Here is a 17291-nt window from a genome sequence, read left to right on the forward strand (position 1 = left end):
CCGCTGCCCGTCCTTCGGTCAGCGGCGGGGCAGCAGCACCTCGAGGCCCGCTGCCGGGTCGTCACCGCTGAGCCGCCCGCCCAGCGCCTCGACCACGGCGCGGGCCTGGTCGCGCCGCGGGCCCGCGGCCCCGGCCTCGGGGTCCGCCACCCGGCCCTCGGAGCAGACCTTGACCCGGAGGTGTCCGCCCTCCAGGCCCCAGAACACGATGCGGACGGCGCCGGTGCCGCGGCGTACGACGTCGGTGAGAACCAGGTCGAGGACGTGCTCGACGGGACCGGGCGTGTAGGTGAGCGACAGGTCGCCGTCCGCCGAGGCCGTCAGCACCCGGTCCCGCGCTGCGAGCCGGTCGGCCCAGCGCTGCGCGAGCTGGGTGGCCAGGTCGACCAGTGGCATCTCGGCACCCGCGACCAGGCTGCCGCTGCGCGAGAGCTCCACCAGCTCGCCGGCCACGGCGTTCATCTCGTCGACCCCGGCGAGCCCCCGCACCGCGGAGGCGCGTACGTCGTCGGGCACGTCGTCGCGGAGGCTGAGCTCCTCGAGCTCCAGGCGCAGCCCGGTCAGCGGCGTGCGCAGCACGTGGGAGGCGTGCTCGGCGAAGTCGCGCTCCCGGCGCAGCCGGTCCTCCAGCTGGGCGGCACTGGTGCGCAGCGCCTGACCGATGGCCCGCGCCTCGGGGATCCTGGTGCGGGGCACGTCGACGTCGAAGCGGCCCCGACCCAGCGCGGCCGCCGCCGCGGCGAGCTGCTGGAAGGGCGCCGAGACGACGCGGGAGACGACGTACCCGATCGCCCCCGCCACCACCGCGATCATCAGGAAGAGCACGAGCACCGACCCGAGGTCGCGGCCCAGGACGTCCCGGACGACCTCGGCGGACTGCCGGATGGTCACCGTGCCCTGGTCGAGGGTGGTGCTGGCGGCGAGGTCGCCGTCGGTGCCATCGGAGCCGTCGTAGCGCTCCCCCTGCACCACCACCGACCTCCCGTAGGCAGGGACGTACTCCAGCCGCCCGTCGGGCGCGACCAGGCTGGACAGGAAGTCCCGGTCGATCGTGCCGCCACTGGTCTGCCGGGCCTCGAGGACCCGTGAGACCAGCACCGACTGCTGCTGCAGGTGGGCGCTCTCCTGCTCCCGGATCAGGTCGCGGAGCACGAAGGCGCGCACCACGCCCGCGCCGAGCAGCAGCAGGATGGAGAGGACGATGAACGAGACGGTGAGGCGGTTACGCATCGGAGGGGCCGCCCTCGAGGCGGAATCCCACGCCCCGAACAGCCACCACCCGCTCCGTCACCCCGACGCCCTCGAGCTTCTGGCGCAGCCGACCGATCGTCACGTCGAGCGTCTTCGTCGAGCCGTACCAGTTCTCGTCCCACACGTCGGCCATCAGCCGGCCGCGGGAGACCACCTTGTCGCGGTTGGCGGCGAGGATGTTGAGGACCTCGAACTCCTTGCCGGTCAGCGAGACCTCGTCCTCGCCGGCGTAGACGCGGCGGCCGGCCACGTCGATGCGCAGGCCGCTGTCCCGCGGGCCGACCGCGGACGCGACGCCGGGGTTCGAGGCGGTGCGACGCAGCAGCGCACGCACCCGCGCCTGCAGCTCGGCCAGGCCGAACGGCTTGGCCAGGTAGTCGTCGGCGCCGTAGTCGAGGCCCACGACGCGGTCCAGCTCGCCGGCCCGCGCGGTCACGATCATGATCGCCCCGCCGTAGCCGGCGTCCCGGGCGCGGCGGCAGACCTCCAGCCCGTCGATGTCGGGCAGCCCGAGATCGAGGATCATCACGTCGGTCGAGGACGACAACAGGTCGTCCAGCGCTCTCTGGCCGCTGTCGACCCAGGTGACGTCGTACCCCTCCCGCTCCAGCGTGCGGACGAGGGGGAAGGCGATGTCCTCCTCGTCCTCCACGACCAGAACCCGTTGCGCCATGGGCAGGAGCATAGGGCCAGCGACGCCCGGATCGAGGGCAATACCCGTCCCCGACGTCATGGTCGCGCCGCCCGGCGCCGCCGGCCGAGCACCGTGGCCACCGCGAGCCCGCCGGCGCCGAGCAGCGTCGCCACCGCCACGGCGACCGGGCCGGGCGTCACGAGCGCCAGGTAGACATAGCCGACGTACGGCACCGCGACCACGACGCGCTGCTGCGTCGGGCGGTCCAGCGACACCGTCCAGGGGTCCGTCGCGGGGTGCGAGTCCGCCCGGGTGAGCGCCCGGCCGGCCTCGATCCTGACGATCCTGCGGGTCACCGGCCCCTCGAGCCCCGCGTGGCCGGGCGGGTGGAAGGTGATCACGTCCCCCGCCCGCAGGTCGCTGACGGGCACGTCGCGCTCGATCAGGACGGCACCCCGCTGGATCGTCGGGGCCATCTCGTCACCGGAGACGACGTACCGCTCCAGGCCCAGGCCGATCGGGAGCAGCGCGAGCAGCGTGACCGGCGCGAAGATGCCGAGCACGACCAGGAGCCGGCTCCACCGTGAGGGGGCCGGCTGCCACGGAGAGGTGACGATCTCCATCCGAGCCTCTTTCCCGAGAACGCTTGCTGGGCGGGGCGGCCCGCCCGACGCTCCCCCCGGGCGCCGGACGGGCTCGACCTCCCCGTCGGGAACGAACCGGAGGCACTCCCTCCCTGCTGCCTCCGGTGTCGTCCATTCCCCCCATGCAGATCCCCCGTGCCCCCCGGGGTGTTCGTACAGCGCGTGCCGTTGCGGTGCGGACCCCGCCCCGGTCCCCGCCTGACCAGGACCGTGGCCCTCCACCACGGTAGGAGTCGCCGTCCCACGCGCGATCAACGCGACATCCACGGGACGTCCACCTTTTGGTAACACCCACCCCCGATCGGCAGGCTCAGGCCCCGCTGAAGAGATCTCCCAGATCCTGTACGCGGTCGAGCACCTCGTCGTACCGGAACTGCTCGATGCCCAGCGGGTCGTCGGCCCCGGCCTCGACCTCCGCCCACGACACGGGGGTCGCGACGAACGGCCGCTCCCGGCCGCGCAGGGAGTACGGCGCGATCGTCGTCTTGGAGCCGGCGTTCTGCGACCAGTCGAGGAAGACCTTCCCGGACCGGCGGGCCTTGGTCATGGTGGCGGTGACCAGGCGCGGCTGCTCCCCCTGCAGCTCCTCGGCGACCTCCTTCGCCAGCGCCGTCGACTCGTCCGGCGGCAGCCGTCGCGGCAGGTCGGCGTACAGGTGCAGGCCCTTGCTGCCGCTGGTGACCGGGCGGGCGTGGAGGTCGCGCTCGGCGAGCTTGTCGCGCACCAGCAGGGCCACGGTGCAGCACTCGTGCAGCCCCGCGGGCTCACCCGGGTCGAGGTCGATCACGAGCCGGTCCGCGTTGCGGGGGCGGCCGTTGCGGCCCACCGTCCACTGGTGCACGTGCAGCTCGAGCGCGGCCAGGTTGACCAGCCAGGTCAGGGTGGCGAGGTCGTCGACGATCGGGAAGGTGAGGGTGTCCTCACCGCCCGAGCGGCTGCCCGAGCGGCTGCCCGACGAGGCGCGCCGCGACCCCGTGGTGGGCACGGTGGCCGTGCGCACCCACGACGGCGTGCCGGCCGGCGCGTTCTTCTCGAAGAAGCTCGGCCCCTCGACGCCGTGCGGCCAGCGGATCCGGGTCACCGCCCGGTCGCGCAGATGCGGCAGGAGCGTCGGCGCGATCCGGGCGTAGTAGTCGAGCACCTCGCCCTTGGTGGTGCCGGTGCGGGGGTAGAGCACCTTGTCGAGGTTGCTGATCCTCAGCGTGCGTCCTTCGACGTCGACGAGGACCTCACCCGGCATGGGCACAACCTAGCCGCCGGAGCCGGGACGCGTCGGGGAAGGCAGCGGGAAGGCCGGGGGAAGGCGGGCCCCGCATGGTCGTACCGAACCGGCGCCGGACAGTCCGGCGCCACGACCGAGGAGATCCCCATGACCGTCACCACCTCGCCCCAGTCCCGCAACGGAGTCGACGTCGCCACCCTGTTCGCGACGCTCGACGCGGTGAAGGAGAACCCGGCCATCGCCCGGTTCCAGTTCCGGGCCCGCAACAGCTGGCAGGGCGGCACGCACAGCCGGTCGGAGTACTCCGACTTCTTCGGCGCCATGCAGGAGATGGAGCACCGGCAGGTCACGGTCGTCGAGAGCGACCACCCGCAGGTGCTCGTCGGCGCCGACCACGCCCCCACCCCCGTGGAGTACCTGCTGCACGCGATCGCCGGCTGCCTCACCTCCGGCATCGCCAACGTGGCCGCGGCCCGGGGCGTGACCCTGACCCACGTGAGCTCCCGCGTCGAGGGCGACATCGACCTGCTCGGGATCCTCGGGCTGTCGGACTCGGTGCGCAACGGCTACGAGCAGATCAAGGTCACCTTCCACGTCGAGGGTGACGCCGACGACGCGACGCTGCGCGAGATCGTCGAGCAGTCGCGCCGCCGCTCGGCCGTCTACGACGCGCTGACCAACCCCACGCCCGTCCACGTCGAGGTCGTCACCGGCTGAACGCCCGTCGGCCCGGCGCGCACCGTGCGCCGGGCCGACTCCCCGGAAGGAAGAACCATGAGCACCCGAAACGTCGACACCGTCGTCATCGGCGCCGGCCACGCCGGCCTGGCGGTGAGCCACCTGCTCGGCCGCGCCGGCCGCGACCACGTGGTCGTGGACCGCGGCCGTGTCGCGGAGGCCTGGCGCAGCGAGCGCTGGGACTCGTTGCACCTGCTGACGCCGCGGTGGATGACCCGCCTCCCCGGGTGGAGCTACCGCGGGCCCGGCCAGGAGGGCTTCATGCCGGTCTCCGAGCTGGTCGGCCACCTCGAGCGGTACGCCGCGGAGTCGGCCGCCCCGCTCGAGCTCGGCCGCGAGGTGCTCGAGGTCTCGGCGCACGACGACGGCTACCGCGTCGTCGCCGACGGCGCGACCTGGCTGGCGCGTCACGTCGTGGTGGCCACCGGGCCGACCGGGCGCCCCCAGCTCCCGGCCGCGGCCCACGCCCTCCCCCGGGACCTGGAGGTCCTGAGCCCGCTGCGCTACCGCAGCCCCGGGCTCCTCCCCGACGGCGGCGTCCTGGTCGTCGGCGCCTCCGCGTCCGGCACCCAGATCGCCGACGAGCTGGCCCGGGCCGGGCGCCGGGTGGTGCTGGCCGTCGGTCGGCACACCCGGATGCCGCGCCGCTACCGCGGGATGGACGTCCACTGGTGGCTGGAACGGACCGGGCGCCTCGCGCGCACCGTCGACACGCTGCCCGGTCCCGCCCGGCACGAGCCGTCGTTCCAGCTCGCGGGGCGCGAGCCCCGGGACCCGCGCGGCGCCGACGTCTCCCTGGACACGCTGCAGCACGTCGGGGTCGAGGTGACCGGCCGGCTGCTGGGGGTCGAGGGCTCGCGGGTCACCTTCGCCGACGACCTCGGTGCCAGCGCCAGGGACTCGGACGCGCGGCTGACGCGGTTCCTCGACCTGGTGGACCACCACGCCTCGCTGCACCACCTGACGGCGGAGATCGACGCCCCGGACCGGCCCGGGCAGACCCGCGTCGCCGACGCCCGGACCGCGCTCGACCTGCGCGCGGAGGGCATCGGCAGCGTGGTGCTGGCCACCGGCTACGCGCCCCACCACCCCTGGCTGCGGGTGCCGGTGACCGGGCCCGGGGGCAGGATCCGTCAGGTGCGCGGCGTCACGCCGGCGCCGGGGCTCTACGTGGTCGGCCAGCGCTTCCAGCACCGCCGCGACTCGGCCACCGTCGACGGCGCCCGCCACGACGCGCGTGACGTGGTCGCCCATCTGTGCGCCGACGACACGGCCGCCCTGCGGGCCCTGGAGCTCCGGTGAGCACCCCGGGGCGCGGCCGGGCGTACGACGCGGCGTACGACGCGGCGTACGACGTGGTCGTGGTCGGCGCCCGGGTGGCCGGCGCCTCGACGGCGATGCTGCTGGCCCGCGCCGGCGCGCGGGTGCTGGTGCTCGACCGGTCGGCGTACGGCTCCGACACGCTCTCGACCCACGGCCTGATGCGGGCCGGGGTGCTGCAGCTGTCCCGCTGGGGGCTGCTGGACCGGATCGTCGAGGCGGGCACCCCCGCGGTGCGGAGCACCACCTTCCGCTCCGTCGGGCTCGAGCCGGTGCACGTCACGATCCGCCCGAGCGAGGGGGTCGAGGCGTTGTACGCCCCGCGGCGCCACCTGCTCGACCGCGTGCTGGTCGACGCCGCCCTCGAGAGCGGCGCCGAGGTCCGTCACGGCGTGCGGGTGACGGGGCTGCTGCGGGACGGGTCCGGCCGGGTGGCCGGTGTCCGTGCGGTCGACCGCAGCGGCCGGGAGTCGGCGGTGCGTGCGCGGCACGTGGTCGGCGCCGACGGCATCCGCTCGGTCGTCGCGGACGCGGCCGGCTCGGCCGTGCTGCGGCGGGGCCGGCACGCGAGCGCGGTCCGCTACGCCTACGTCGAGGGTCTCGACGCGGCGGGCTACGAGTGGGCCTACGGGGACGGCGCCGGGGCCGGCTTCATCCCCACCGGCGACGGGCTGCACTGCGTCTTCGCCGCCACCACCCCCGAGCGCCTGCGGACGCTGCGCCTGGGCGAGCGCGACGACGCCGGCTTCCTGGCGACGTTCCGCCTGGCCGCGCCGGACCAGGTCGAGCGGCTCGGCGACGCCCGTCGCGTGGGCCGGCTCCACGGCTGGGCGGGCGCGCCCGGCCACCTGCGGCAGCCGTGGGGGCCGGGCTGGGCGCTGGTGGGCGACGCGGGGTACTTCAAGGACCCGATCAGCACGCACGGGATGACCGACGCGCTGCGCGACGCCGAGCTCGCGGCCCGCGCGCTCCTCGAGGTCCTCGGCGGCGGCCGTTCGGAGCGGGCGGCTCTCGGGGAGTACCACCGCCGCCGCGACGCGGTCTCCCACCGGCTCTTCGAGGTCGCCGACGAGATCTCCTCCTACCACTGGGACGGCGCGGGCGTGCAGCCGCTGCTTCGCCGGATGAGCGCGGCGATGACCGACGAGGTCGAGCTGCTCGCGTCCCTGCCGACGGCTCCGCGACGCGAGGTCGCGGGCGGCCTCGTCGGCTAGCCTTGGGACCGACCCGGACGGACCAAGGTCAGTCGAGGCGCGGACATGCAGGTCGAGATCGCGATGCTCGGGGGGTTCTCGGTCGCTGTCGCGCGCTCCCCCGTCCCGGCCGGCGCGTGGTCGCGACGGGGCGCCGCCTCCGTGGTCAAGCTGCTGGCGCTCGCCGAGGGCCGCGCGCTCCACCGCGAGCAGGTCATCGACGCCCTCTGGCCCACGGTGCCGGTGGAGGCCGCGCTGCCGCGCCTGCACAAGGCCGCCCACTACGCGCGGCGTGCCCTCGCCGATGCCGCGGGCGGACCGGGCACGGAGCCACCGGCCGTGGTGCTGCGCAACGACCAGGTGCTGCTGCTGCCGGACGCCGAGGTCGACATCGACGCGGTCGAGTTCCGGCGCCGGGCGCAGGAGGCGTTGGCCGCCGGGTCCGTCCCGGCCGCCGAGGCCGCGCTGACGGCGTACGGCGGGGTGCTGCTCCCCGAGGACCTCTACGAACCCTGGGCCGCAGACTGGCGCGACGCCCTGGGCGTCCTGCACCGGGACCTGCTCCGGCTCGCCCGGCGCTGGTCGGACCTGGTCCGCGAGGACCCGACCGACGAGGCCGCCCACGTGGCCCTGGCGCGTGAGCTGGCGGAGCGCGGTGACCTGCGCGCCGCGGAGCGCCAGCTGGAGCGGATGGAGCAGGCCCTGCGCCGCGAGCTGGGCACGGTGCCCAGCGGCGAGGCGCAGCGGCTGCGGGCCGAGGTCGCCGCCCGGGCGGGCGCCACGCCCCCGCCGGTCGAGCCCGCCACGGAGCAGGCCGTGCGGCTGGTGGGGCGCAAGACCACCGGCGACCTGGTGCGGGACCGGCTCGAGCGCGCCGACCTGGGCCGCGGCAGCACGGTGCTGCTCACCGGGCCCCCGGGCGTCGGGAAGTCCGCGGTGCTCGACCTGGCCACGGCCCTCGCGAAGCGCCGCGGGTGGCGCACGGCCCGCGGCGCGGCGTCCCTCATGGAGGGGGCCTGGCCGTACGCGCCGGTGCTCGAGGCGTTCGGCGACCTCTGCCGGCAGCACCCCTCGCTGCTCGACGGGCTGGACGACAGCTTCCGGCTCGAGCTCGACCGCGCGCTGGCCGGCGAGCAGGCGGGGTGGAGCGGGGAGAGCGCCCACCAGCGGCTGTTCGTCGCGGCGGCCGAGCTGCTCCGGCTGGCCGCGAGCGACCGGGGCCTGCTCCTCGTCGTCGACGACGTGCACGAGGCCGACGAGGCCTCCCTGCGCCTGCTGCACTACCTCGCCCGGACCGCCGTCACCGAGCGGATGCTGATCGCGCTCGCCACCCGGCCGCACGAGACGCTGCGGGAGCTGGAGACGAGCCTGGTCGCCCGGGGCGTCGGGTCGGTCGTCGACCTGCAGCCGCTCGACCCGGCCGCGAGCCGCCGTCTGGTCGCGCTGCGCCACCCGGACCTCGACGAGGCCACCGTGGCCGAGGTCTGTGCGGTCTCGGGCGGCCTGCCGTTCCGGCTGCTCGAGACCGCGCGCGCCGCGGCGGACGGCAGCGGTGACCTCGCCGTGTCCGGTCTGGGCGAGCCGGCGCTCGCCGTGCTCCGCCGCGTCGCCCTGCTGGGGACGGCGTTCACGACCGACGAGCTGCTCGCGGTCAGCGGGGTCGGCGAGGACGCGACGTACGCCGCCCTCGCGGCCGGGCTGGACACCTCCGTGGTGGAGCCGACGGACACCGGCTACCGGTTCCGGCACGCGCTGGTGCGGGACTCGGTGCTCGCGACCTTCCCGGCGCACGAGCGGTCCCGCGCGGGCGGTGACGTCGCCGAGCGGCTGGCCGCCGGCGGCGCCCCGGCCACCCGGGTCGCCCGCCTCTTCGTCGCCTCGGGGCACCCGGTCCAGGCGATCCCGTACGCCCGCCGGGCGGTCGAGACCGCCGGGGCCCTGGGGGCCTACCGGGACGGCCTGGCCCTGGTCGACGCGGTGATCGACCACGCGTCCGGAGCCGACCGGGCGCACCTGCTGGCGCGGCGCGGCGACCTGCTGCTGGCGCTCGCGGACCCGGCGGCGGTCCCGGCCTACCGGGCCGCCCTGGCGATGACCACCGGGACCGAGCACCGGCTGGTCCGGGTCCGGCTGGCCCGGGCGCTCACCTTCCAGGGCGACCTCGACACCGCCGCCGCCCTGGTGGCCGGGCTCGAGCTCGAGGGCGACTCCGCCGACGGGCCGCTCCTGCTCGCGCGCGGCAACCTCGCCTACTTCACCGGTGACCTCGAGGCCGCACGCGCGGCCGCCGACGCGGCGCGGGCGGTGCTGCGGCCCGACGACACGTGGCAGCTGCTGGACCTGGTCGGTCTCCAGGGCTTCATCGCGCACCAGCGCGGCGAGCTCTTCGAGCGGTTCCGGCTCGAGCTGCGCCGCACCCTCGACGACCCGGGTCTGGCGACCGCGGTGTTCGACGCCCACCTCTGCGTGGCCGAGTCGATGCTCTACGGACCGATCCCCTTCGCCGAGGTGATCGGGCTCGCCGAGCAGCTGCGGCGGCGCGCGGAGCAGCACGGGGCGCTGCGCGGGGCAGCCTTCGCCACCGGCCTGATCGGGGAGGCGGCGCTGCTGATGGGCGACGTCGACCGCGCCGAGCGGGAGCTCACCGAGGCCGTCGAGCTGCACCGCGACGTGGACGCCACCGCCGGGCAGGCCCACTCCCTGCAGCGCCTCGCCGACGTGCACGTGGCCAGGGGCGACCGCCCCGGGGCCACCGGCCTGCTCCGGCGCGCACTCCCGCTGGCCCGCTGGTCGGTGATCAGCTCACACCTGGTCCAGCGGGTCTACGGCTCGATGATCGCGGCGGCGCCGGACCCGGTGGCCGCCGTGGCGATCGCGGAGCAGGGTGACCTCACCATCGGCCAGACCGACCGCTGCGGGTTCTGCGACCTGCTGTTCGAGGCCCCGGCGGCGATCGCCTGCGCCGACGCCGGGCTGCTCGACGACGCGGAGCGGCACCTGGCGCTGGCCCGGCAGTCCGCAGCGTTCCTGGTCAGCACCGCCAGGGACGCGGTGGTCGCCGAGGCGTCGGCGCACCTCGCGGCGGCACGGCAGGACAACGAGGCGTTCGAGCGGCTCGCCGCCGAGGCGGTGGAGCTGTTCACCCTGGCCGGGCAGCCGCTCGACGCCGCCCGCTGCGCCGCCCTCGGCGTGCCGGTGTGACGGCGCGCCGCCGGTCCGGCGCCGACCGGGGCGGTGAGGTCACCGACCGATCGCGACGACCGGGTTCCGGTCGGGGTCGAGCCGGCGCACCAGCGCGCGGATGAACGGGCGCGGCGCGCTGACGCACCCCGCCGTCGCGCCGTCCCCGTTGACGTGCAGGAAGATGCCTGCACCCCGGTGGCGGACCTGCCGGGCGTTGAACGAGGTGACGATCGACCACTCGTACTGGACGGGGTAGTCCCTCAGGCGCTCCGAGCTGTTCTCGTCGCTGGCCGGGAGCCGCCAGCGGAACCCGCCCTGGCTCCTGTTGCGGTAGCGGTTGTAGTAGCGCGAGGCGTTGTCCTGCACCCAGTAGTCACCGCGCCGGATCCGCCGGTAGTCGAGGTCCCACGAGTCCTGCCGACGGTGGGTACCGAACACCCACGGCAGCCGGAACGTGCCGAGCGGGGTGGTGCCGGTCCCCTGGCGCCGCCGGTCGGCGACCACGAGGCCGCCGTACCCGATCCGTCCGTCGCGGGCCCGGAGCCGCTGCACCCAGTCGCCGCCCTTCCGCACCCAGTACGTCACCCGGGCGTGGTGGCCGCGGGTGTGGTTGACCGTGACGACCTGGCGGGTGCCGGGCCGCAGGTGCACGGTCACGCCGTCGAGGCGCACGTCATCGGCGGCGGAGGCGGGAGCGACCGCGAGCGGTCCGGGCGCGACCACCAGGGTCGCGGCGAGCAGCAGGACGGCGAGGACGGTGCGCACGGGCGTCACTGTTCCAGATCGGCCGGGCCGAGGTCGGTGCGCACTCCCTGGTACGACGGCTGCCGCAGCCGCTGGCGCCGCGACACGTGGTGGGTGTCGACGTCGACCACGACGACCGGCTCGACCCAGTGGGTGCCGCGCGCGTCCTCGCGCGGCACCTCGTCGGCGAACGGGCTCGCGGCGCTGGCCAACGGGGCCAGCAGCTCGCCGAGCATGCGGCCGGCCCGCGGGCCGATGCCGCTGCCGACCCGGCCCCGGTAGGCCAGTCCCTCGGGGGTCGGCTCACCGACCAGCAGCGCCGCCAGCCGGTCCGTGCTCCCCTCCTGCGGGCGCCAGCCACCCACGACGTAGGAGTGGCGGTGCCGGTGGGCGAACTTGAGCCAGCTCGGGCTGCGCTCGTCGAACTCGTAGCGGGAGGAGAGCCGCTTGCTGACGATGCCCTCCAGCCCCTGCTGCAGGGTGGCGTCGAACAGCATCGGCCCGTCGTCGTACGCCGCGGGCACCTGCCAGGTCGACTCGGCCAGCTCCAGGCCGCGCAACAGCTCCCGGCGCCGCTCCAGCGGCTGGTCGGCCAGGTCCCGGCCGTCGAGCCGGAGCAGGTCGAAGACCATGTAGACCGCCGGGACCTCGCGGGCGAGCCGGGCCGCGGTCGTGGCCCTGCGCACGTGCATCCGGTCCTGCAGCACGCGGAAGTCCGGCAGCCCCTCGTCGTTGAGGCCGATGACCTCGCCGTCGACGAGGAGGTCGCGGTCTCCCAGCGGCGCGGCGCTGACCTCGGGCCAGGCGATCGTGGCGTCGTTGCCGTTGCGGCTGTAGAGCCGGGTGCCGGCGTCGGTGGTGTCCGCGAGGATCCGGACGCCGTCCCACTTGACCTCGTGCGTCCATCCCTCACCGGTGGGTACGTGTCGGCCACGGGTGGCGAGCATGGGACGCATGGGGCCATCCTGACCGATACTGGAGCGAGTCGGTGGTCGGGTGGGACTCGACCCAACGGGGAAGGGACGTGGGAGATGCGTGCGATCTGGAAGGGCGCGGTGTCCTTCGGGCTGGTCAGCGTGCCCGTGAAGCTCTACTCCGCGACCGAGTCGCACGACGTGTCCTTCCGCCAGGTGCACGCCAAGGACGGCGGCCGGATCAAGTACCAACGCGTCTGCTCGATCGACGGCGAGGAGGTGGCCTACGCCGACATCGCCAAGGGGTACGAGACCGAGGACGGCGAGATGGTGATCCTCACCGACGACGACATGGCCGAGCTGCCGTCGACGTCGTCGCGGGAGATCGCGGTCGAGAAGTTCGTCCCGAGCGACCAGATCGACCCGATGCTCTTCGAGAAGTCCTACTACCTCGAGCCGGAGAAGTCCGGCGCCAAGCCCTACGCCCTGCTGCGGCAGGCACTCAAGGACGCCGACCGGATGGCCGTGGTGACCGTGGCGCTGCGCCAGCGCACCACCGTGGCGGTGCTGCGGGTGCGCGACGACGTCATCGTGCTGCAGACGATGATGTGGCCCGACGAGATCCGGACGCCGGACTTCTCGGTCGAGACCGGCGAGGTCAAGGACGCCGAGGTGAAGATGGCCAACATGCTCGTCGAGACGCTGGCCGGCGACTTCGACGCCAGTGAGTTCGAGGACGACTACGCCGAGGCGGTCGAGTCGCTGGTCAAGGCCAAGATCGAGGGCGGTGAGGTCAAGCGGACCGCCACCTCGACCAAGTCGTCCGGCGAGGTGGTCGACCTGCTCGCGGCCCTGCAGCGCTCGGTGGACGCGGCGAAGACGGCGCGGGGCGAGGCCACCGACGAGGAGCCGGCCGCGGCGAGGAAGTCGGCCAGCGACAGGTCGGCCAGCAGCAGATCGACCGGCAAGAAGGCACCGGCCAAGAAGGCGGCTGCGAAGAAGGCGCCCGCCAAGAAGACCGCCAAGAAGACGCCCGCGAAGAAGGCGGCCAAGAAGGCCAGCTGACCCGTCACTGGTGGACGACCCGCAGCACGTCCGGGTCGGACGTGGCGGCGAGCTCGACGCCCGAGCCGGCCAGGAGCACGGCCGCGGTCCCGGTGACGAGGACCGTCGCGGGTCGCGCCGCCGCCCCGAGGTGCACGGCGCTCTCGACCTGGGCCCCGGTCACCGGGCCGCCGTCGATCGCGACCTCGGCGACCGACAGGCCGATCCCGGCGTCCGGGTGCGCGCCGAGGACCTGCAGTGCGGCGCGTACGGCGGTCGCCGGTCCGTCGAAGAGGACCAGGCGGTCGCCCGACCGCGAGAGGCGGGCGCGCCCGCCGGCCGCCACCAGCGCTTCGCACACCGCCGGGTTGGCGGGACCTGTGGGTGCCGCGACGGCGGCGAGGGCCCGGTGCTGCGGTGCCGCGGTGGAGGCCGCGATGAACGGCTCGATCGCGTCGAGGATCTGGTCCGGGTCACCGGCCACGAGGTGGTCCGACCCCTCGAGCAGGCGCAGCGTCGCACCCGGAACCCGCTCGGCGATGTAGGCCGCCTCCTCCGGGTGGCACAGCGCGTCACCGACGCGGTTGACGACCAGGGTGGGCACCGTGACGCGGGGCAGGAGCGACCGCACGTCGACCAGGGTGTTCATCTGCATCAGGGCCCGCACCGTGCCCGGGGTCGCGGCGGCGCGCATCCGCCGGGACCACCACTCCTGCATGGCCCGGTCGGCGGACGGGCACCGCATCAGCAGGTCGGCCTCCCAGTCCCAGGTGGTGACGAGCCGCTCGATGCGTTCCGCGCGGGCCTCCGCCGTCCAGCCCCACGGGTAGTCCGCGGCCCAGGTGCGCCGGGCGTAGGAGCCGTAGAGGACCAGTGACGAGACCCGCTCGGGGTGCATCGCCGCCAGCAGCACCGCCATCGGCCCTCCCTCGGAGTAGCCGCAGAGCACCGCACGCTCCGAGTCGACGGCGTCCATCACGGCGAGGACGTCGTGCATCCGCGTCTCGAGGTCAGGGACGCCGATCGGCCGGTCCGACATGCCCGTGCCGCGCTTGTCGAAGCGGACCAGCCGGCCCATCGTCCCGAGCCGGTCCAGGAAGTGCGCGTGCCGGGGGTCGTCCCAGTCGAGGTCGAGGTGGGACACGAACCCCGGGATCAGCACGATGTCCCGGTCGCCGCCCCCGGTGACCTGGTAGGCGATGTGCAGGCCGTCGCTGACCGTGTAGCGCACCGGAGGTCGCTCCACCGGCAGCGGCGCCGCGGGGGCCTCGGCCCGCGACACGTCGCCGACGAACCGGTAGCCCCGGCCGTGCACCGTGCGCACCATCCGCTGGGCCTGCCCGTCGTCGCCGAGCGCGCGGCGTACTTGCTTGATGCGGCTGGTGACGGCCGTCTCGGTGACGAAACGGCCGCGCCAGACCACGTCCATCAGCTCCTCCTTGGCGACCACGCGGTCGTGGTGACGCACCAGGTGGACCAGGACGTCGAACGCCTGCGGCTCCAGGGCCACGGCGCGGCCGTCCCGGCGGAGCTCGAAGAGCGTCTCGTCGAGCTCCAGGCTGCCGGCCAGGATCAGGACCACTCCCCCATGGTCGCACCGGCGGCGACGTCGACGGCGACGGGAACTCCGTGGGTCATCACGTCGTAGACCGCGGAGCGGGCGCGGGCCTGCTGCACGAGCTCACGCAGCCGCTCGGCCTCCGCGTCCCCGCTGACGTGGAAGGTGACCCGCACCTGCTCGAACCCGTTGCGGACCCCCTCGTCCAGCCCGAGGATGCCCAGCAGGTCGATGTCCCCCTCGACCCGGGCGGTGACCTCGCCCAGCTCGATGCCTCGGGCCGCGGCGATGTTGGCCAGGCCGCTCATCAGGCAGGCGCCGAGGGCCTGCAGCAGGTGCTCGGCCGGCGTGGGCGCCCGGTCCTGCCCGACGAGCACGGCCGGGTGGTCGGCGTCGACGGTGAAGGGCTCGGCCCGACGGTGCTCGGTGCCGGCGCCGTGGAAGTCGTCGATGGTGGTGCGGTTGCAGGTGCCGTCCACCCACTGCGTCGTGGCGCGGAACTGGAACCGGGCCAGCTCGGGGTGCTCCCGGACCGCGCCGATGGTGGCGAACAGGCCGGTGGTGTCGACGCCGTTGAGGTGGTGGCTGTCGGTGATGGTCATGGTGTCTCTCCAGGTGGTGGTGAAGGGGATGTCTCAGGCGGCCGGGGCCGCCTGCAGCCCGGCGGGTGCCGGGCGCGAGGCGAGCACGCTCGCCTCACGTTCGAGGGCGTCGCTCAGCTGCTTCTGCAGCGCCACGAAGCGGGTGGGGTGGGGGTAGGCCTTGAGCGCGCGGGTCAGCCGGAAGGTCTCGGCCAGGGCGGCGTCGCGGGCGCAGGCGTAGGCGCCCATCGCCTCCGCCTCGGGCAGGTTCCCGGCCAGGACCGCGTGGGCAGCGTCCGCGAGCAGCTCGGCGTCGCGGAAGGCGTCGGTGATGCCGTGCCCGGTGATCGGGTCGCGGTGGTAGCCGGCGTCCCCCACCAGCGCCCAGCCCGGACCGTGCGGCACCCGCACCAGGTCGGGAAGGTCCACGCCGCCTCGGACCGGGCCGTCCACGCGTCCGTCGCGCACCCGCTCCGCGATCGTGGGAGCGACCTCCTGCAACGCGTCGACGAGGGCGCGCTCCCGTCCGGGCCCCGCGGCCCGCACGGTCCCGAGGAGCGGGCTGGGCCGCGACAGCCAGACGCAGGCCCGGTCGTCGTGGGTCGGGAAGACACCGGCGAACGCCCGGGGCGCGACGTGGAACTCGAAGCCGTCCCACCCCACCCCGCCGACGTGGGCGTACCAGGTCGAGGTCCGCGGCTCGACGTACCGCTGCGTCGGCGCGTCCGCCCACCGGGCGGTGGCTGAGCGCAACCCGTCCGCGCCCACGACCAGTCGGGCGCGGTGGACGTGCTGGGCACCGGTCCTGTCGCGGGTGAGCACCCCGCTGACCCGGCCGTGGTCGTCGCGGAGCAACCCGGTGGCCACCGTGCCCGTGTGCAGCGCCGCCCCGGCAGCCACCGCCTCCTCGGCGAGCAGCGCGTCGAGCACCGTGCGTCGGGGTGCGAGCAGCAGGTCGACCCCGGCGCGGTCCTTGACCTGCACCCGCCGTTCCTGTCCCCCGGAGGAGAAGGTCACGGCGCGGACGGGGGGTGCGCCGCCGGCGAGGAGCTTGTCCAGCAGCCCCCAGCGGGCCAGCTGGACCACGCCGCCGCGGGCGATGGCGTGCGTGGACAGGGTGTCGCTGGGCAGGGTCGCCCGCTCGAGGACGACGACGTCGTACCCCCTCGCGGCCAGCAGCCGGGCGGTGCTCGACCCGGCGCAGCGGGCGCCGATGACGACGACGTCGTGGTGGGTGGTGTGGAGGGCCATGGCTCCGACGATCCGGCGTCGGCCGCCGCCGGACTTGGAGACCGGGTGGAGGAGCCGTGGCGGTTCCGGGCGCCGGGCGCGGGTGCCACGCCCGCTGTCGTCGCGGGAGCCGACTCGTGGCTCAGCCCTGCGGGGTCGGTCCCATCAGGCAGAACTGGACCCCGGCGGGGTCGCGCAGCACCGCGAGCCGGCCGTACGGCGTGTCCTCGGCCGGCACCACGACCGTGGCCCCGCCGGCCTCGGCCCGCTCGACGGTCGCGTCGGTGTCGGCGACCTGCAGGTAGAACTGCCAGCGGGAGGGGTCCTCGCCGAGCATCGCGGTCGCGTCCATGATGCCGGCCCGCGCCTGCTCGTCCGTGCCCAGCGTCGTGTACCGGAACTCGGGGGTGTCGCTCATGGTGTGCGTGTCCCAGCCGAAGACGTCGGCGTAGAAGCGGACCGCTGCGTCGTAGTCCTTGGTCAGCGTCTCGAACCAGGCCGGCGCGCCGTCCTGGGCCCGGACGCCGGTGCCCGGGAACGACTGCGCCTGCCAGACGCCGACCGCCGCGCCCGCCGGATCGACCAGGACCCCCATGGTGCCGAGGTCACCGACCTGCATCGGGCCGGCGATCACCTCCGCGCCGGCCGCCCGGGCCCGGTCCAGCAGCGCGGTCGCGTCGGTCGAGGCCAGGTAGACCGTCCAGGTGCTGGGGCCGCCCATCGACCCGTCGTTGCGCATCAGCCCGGCCACCGGGACGCCGTCGCGCTCGAAGATGCGGTAGCCGCCGAGCTCCTCGTCGGGCTCGGTGGCCGTCCAGCCGAAGAGGCCGCCGTAGAAGTCGGCCGCGGCATCGGTGTCGGGGGTGAACAGCTCGATCCAGCAGGGCTCGCCGGGAAGCGTGGTCATGGTGTTCTCCTCTCGTGGCTCCTGGAGGTGTGGACCCCGCCGGCCACCCGGACTCATCGGTGCCGGGTCGCCACCTCACCAGCCCGGCAGCACCAGGGCCGCCCAGGCGAGGAGCGGCCCGACGGCCA

15 protein-coding genes are annotated in these 17291 nt (G+C 75.0%); 5 read left to right on the forward strand and 10 right to left on the reverse strand.

The features are described from left to right. Positions 1–18: 18 nt before the first annotated feature. The 4 genes from ACFO9I_RS12975 to ligD (ACFO9I_RS12990) form a co-directional block, all read right to left on the reverse strand. Complete coding sequence (locus ACFO9I_RS12975) at positions 19–1230, reverse strand: histidine kinase dimerization/phospho-acceptor domain-containing protein (RefSeq protein ID WP_379181450.1); 1212 nt, start codon at positions 1228–1230, stop codon at positions 19–21. Continuing rightward, positions 1223–1924: a response regulator transcription factor gene (locus tag ACFO9I_RS12980; RefSeq protein WP_379181452.1), complete on the reverse strand. Its 702-nt coding sequence runs from the start codon at positions 1922–1924 to the stop codon at positions 1223–1225. Before ACFO9I_RS12980 ends, ACFO9I_RS12975 begins: the two co-directional genes overlap by 8 nt. Positions 1925–1980: 56 nt before the next feature. After that, the gene (locus tag ACFO9I_RS12985; RefSeq protein WP_379181454.1) at positions 1981–2508 is read right to left on the reverse strand and encodes a S26 family signal peptidase; all 528 of its coding nucleotides are present in this window, start codon (positions 2506–2508) and stop codon (positions 1981–1983) included. A gap of 331 nt (positions 2509–2839) precedes the next feature. Then, positions 2840–3769: a non-homologous end-joining DNA ligase gene (gene ligD / locus ACFO9I_RS12990; RefSeq protein ID WP_379181456.1), complete on the reverse strand. Its 930-nt coding sequence runs from the start codon at positions 3767–3769 to the stop codon at positions 2840–2842. A gap of 129 nt (positions 3770–3898) precedes the next feature. Here ligD (ACFO9I_RS12990) and ACFO9I_RS12995 point away from each other — a divergent pair, with 129 nt between their 5' ends. From ACFO9I_RS12995 to ACFO9I_RS13010, 4 genes are read left to right on the forward strand one after another with little or no spacing between them, the layout of a single operon-like run. Beyond that, positions 3899–4468: an OsmC family protein gene (locus ACFO9I_RS12995; protein ID WP_379181458.1), complete on the forward strand. Its 570-nt coding sequence runs from the start codon at positions 3899–3901 to the stop codon at positions 4466–4468. A gap of 57 nt (positions 4469–4525) precedes the next feature. Continuing rightward, complete coding sequence (locus ACFO9I_RS13000; RefSeq protein ID WP_379181460.1) at positions 4526–5791, forward strand: flavin-containing monooxygenase; 1266 nt, start codon at positions 4526–4528, stop codon at positions 5789–5791. Further along, complete coding sequence (locus ACFO9I_RS13005) at positions 5788–7023, forward strand: NAD(P)/FAD-dependent oxidoreductase (protein ID WP_379181462.1); 1236 nt, start codon at positions 5788–5790, stop codon at positions 7021–7023. Before ACFO9I_RS13000 ends, ACFO9I_RS13005 begins: the two co-directional genes overlap by 4 nt. 45 nt (positions 7024–7068) lie before the next feature. Then, on the forward strand, positions 7069–10203 hold the full coding sequence (locus tag ACFO9I_RS13010; RefSeq protein ID WP_379181463.1) for an ATP-binding protein: 3135 nt from the start codon (positions 7069–7071) through the stop codon (positions 10201–10203). A 39-nt stretch (positions 10204–10242) separates the two neighbouring features. Here ACFO9I_RS13010 and ACFO9I_RS13015 read toward each other — a convergent pair whose 3' ends face one another. Further along, on the reverse strand, positions 10243–10950 hold the full coding sequence (locus ACFO9I_RS13015; protein ID WP_379181465.1) for a L,D-transpeptidase family protein: 708 nt from the start codon (positions 10948–10950) through the stop codon (positions 10243–10245). A gap of 5 nt (positions 10951–10955) precedes the next feature. Next, positions 10956–11885 (reverse strand): non-homologous end-joining DNA ligase, encoded by a 930-nt coding sequence (gene ligD / locus ACFO9I_RS13020; protein WP_379181467.1) that lies wholly within the window; start codon positions 11883–11885, stop codon positions 10956–10958. A 75-nt stretch (positions 11886–11960) separates the two neighbouring features. On the opposite strand from ligD (ACFO9I_RS13020), the gene ACFO9I_RS13025 reads away from it, so the two are divergent. Further along, entirely contained in the window at positions 11961–12908 is a 948-nt protein-coding gene (locus ACFO9I_RS13025; RefSeq protein ID WP_379181469.1) for a Ku protein, read from the forward strand. A 4-nt stretch (positions 12909–12912) separates the two neighbouring features. Here the strand turns inward: ACFO9I_RS13025 and ACFO9I_RS13030 are convergent, their stop codons facing one another. The 4 genes from ACFO9I_RS13030 to ACFO9I_RS13045 form a co-directional block, all read right to left on the reverse strand. Then, positions 12913–14469, reverse strand: a complete 1557-nt coding sequence (locus tag ACFO9I_RS13030; RefSeq protein ID WP_379181471.1) for an alpha/beta fold hydrolase — start codon at positions 14467–14469, stop codon at positions 12913–12915. Continuing rightward, the gene (locus tag ACFO9I_RS13035; protein ID WP_379181473.1) at positions 14460–15047 is read right to left on the reverse strand and encodes an OsmC family protein; all 588 of its coding nucleotides are present in this window, start codon (positions 15045–15047) and stop codon (positions 14460–14462) included. Before ACFO9I_RS13035 ends, ACFO9I_RS13030 begins: the two co-directional genes overlap by 10 nt. 33 nt (positions 15048–15080) lie before the next feature. Further along, a complete protein-coding gene (locus tag ACFO9I_RS13040; protein WP_379181475.1) occupies positions 15081–16277 on the reverse strand; it encodes an NAD(P)/FAD-dependent oxidoreductase in 1197 nt (398 codons plus the stop codon). Between the two features lie 121 nt (positions 16278–16398). Then, positions 16399–17163 (reverse strand): VOC family protein, encoded by a 765-nt coding sequence (locus ACFO9I_RS13045; RefSeq protein ID WP_379181477.1) that lies wholly within the window; start codon positions 17161–17163, stop codon positions 16399–16401. Positions 17164–17291: the final 128 nt, after the last annotated feature.

Origin of the sequence: Nocardioides sp. GCM10023255, from assembly GCF_042653125.1 — a bacterium.
GTDB lineage: Bacteria > Actinomycetota > Actinomycetes > Propionibacteriales > Nocardioidaceae > Nocardioides.